1 protein-coding gene is annotated in these 1022 nt (G+C 48.6%); it reads right to left on the minus strand.

The features are described 5' to 3' along the window. Positions 1 to 985, minus strand: a 985-nt coding sequence (ccoG, locus tag ACTHUR_RS11920) for a cytochrome c oxidase accessory protein CcoG (RefSeq protein WP_440398712.1), incomplete at its 3' end; no start/stop codon positions are given. Between the last annotated feature and the right edge of the window lie 37 nt (positions 986 to 1022).

A 1022-nucleotide genomic window follows, 5' to 3' on the forward strand; every position in this document is an offset into this window, starting at 1 on the left:
GGCCGCGCGGATAACCCATTTTGTCCATGATTTCGTCACAAGCGTCGATACAGGCTGCACAACCGATACATTGGTATTGCAAACCGTTGCGGATGTCGATGCCGACAGGGCAGACCTGTACACACATGGCACAGTTGATACAGTCACCCAAGCCGCTGTCTTCTTTGTTGGCGGTTTTTTTGCGTGCACCGCGAGGTTCGCCGCGTTCGGTATCGTAGGAAATAATCAGTGTGTCTTTGTCAAACATCGCACTTTGGAAGCGTGCATACGGGCACATATGCAGACACACTTTTTCGCGCATGATGTGGGCAAAAAAGAAGGTCATGAATCCGTAAAACGCTGCGGCAAACATTGCGCCACCGCCTGCCGCGCCGGTAAACAGGGCTGGAACAAATTCACGGATTGGATTAAACCAGCCTGCGAAAGTAATACCTGTCCATGCGCAGAAGAGGAAAATCAACAGGGCTTTGGTGGCTTTAATGCGGATTTTAGTAAAGTTCCAAGGCGATTTTTCCAGTTTTAAACGTTTGTTGCGGTCGCCTTCAACCAAGTTGTCGATCCAAAGCATGATTTCGGTGTAAACCGTTTGCGGGCAAGAGTAGCCGCACCACAAACGACCGGCAATGGTTGTCCACCAAAACAGTCCGAAGGCACAAATCATCAACAGCAAGGCAAGGTAAATCAAATCGCCCATGCCCAGTGACAGGCCGAAAATGAAAAAATGACGGTCAGGGATATTAAATAAAACTGCCTGACGGTTACTCCAGTTAAACCATGGAATTACGTAAAATACAAACTGGGTCGCCAATACGGCGGCGATACGCAGTTTGGCAAAGCGTCCTTCTGCTTTTTTCGGATGGATGCGTTCGCCTTCGGGATGAATTTGAATTACGCTGGATTTGGGTTTGGAAGGTTTGGGCGGAGTGGCTTTTGCCGTTTTTTCTGTTGAGGGTGTGGTGTTTTCCGCTTGGTTTTCGGGTGACATAATCAGTGTTCCTTAATCGAAGTGCACACAAGCCTTT

It is taken from the genome of Neisseria sp. P0021.S007 (assembly GCF_051956855.1).